Source organism: Allomesorhizobium camelthorni (genome assembly GCF_011045125.1).
In the GTDB taxonomy this organism is placed as follows: domain Bacteria; phylum Pseudomonadota; class Alphaproteobacteria; order Rhizobiales; family Rhizobiaceae; genus Allomesorhizobium; species Allomesorhizobium camelthorni.
The window spans coordinates 1-911 of sequence record NZ_JAAKZF010000284.1 but is presented as its reverse complement, the minus strand read 5'-3'; the positions used below and the strand labels follow the sequence as shown (position 1 = coordinate 911).

At 61.0% G+C, this 911-nt stretch carries 1 protein-coding gene; it reads right to left on the bottom strand.

The window, feature by feature from the left end; genetic code table 11:
* The coding region (locus G6N73_RS35905; protein WP_165034578.1) for an NAD-dependent formate dehydrogenase at window positions 1–911 on the bottom strand (911 nt) is incomplete at both ends.

Here is a 911-nt window from a genome sequence, read left to right as displayed (position 1 = left end):
GATCCCGAAATGTGCGGCGTCATGCCGTGATGCGGCATCGATCGCCATGGATGATCCTTGGGTGCCGGCTGCGGGAACCAGACGTCGCCGGCATAGCCTGCGAGTTGGCCGCTCTCGAGCGCGCGGGCGATGGCTTCACGATTGCAGATCTTGCCGCGCGCCGTGTTCACCAGATAGGCGCCGCGCTTCATCCTGGCGATCATCGCCTCGTCGAAGAGATTTTCCGTCTCCGGATGCAGGGGGGCATTGATCGTCACCACGTCGCAGATGCCGACCATGGATGCGGCGTCCGGGTGGAAGGTGACGCCGAGTTCCTTCTCGACCGTTGCGGGCAACCGGTGGCGGTCGGTGTAGTGGAGCTTGACGTCGAACGGCTTCAGCCGGCGCAGCACCGCGCTGCCGATCCGCCCGGCGCCGACGGTGCCGATTTGCATCCCCTCGACATCGTATGAGCGTGCGACGCAATCGGCGATGTTCCAGCCGCCTTTCACGACCCACTGGTAGGAGGGGATATAGTTTCGCACGAGAGCGAGGATCATCATGACCACATGTTCGGACACGCTGATCGAGTTGCAGTAGGTCACTTCGGCGACCGTGACACCGCGGTCCATCGCGGCCTGAAGATCGACATGATCGGATCCGATGCCAGCCGTGATCGCGAGCTTCAGTCTGTTTGCCTTGGCTATTCGTTCCTCGGTAAGGTATGCCGGCCAGAAGGGCTGCGAGATCACGATTTCGGCGTCGACAAGTTCATGTTCAAAAACGCTGTCTGGACCATCTTTGTCTGAGGTTACAATCAGGCTGTGCCCTTGGCTTTCGAGAAATTTCCTCAAGCCGAGTTCGCCGGATACGCTGCCGAGCAGGACCCCTGGTTCAAAGTCGATGGCCTTCGGCGTGGGAAGCGTCTGGCC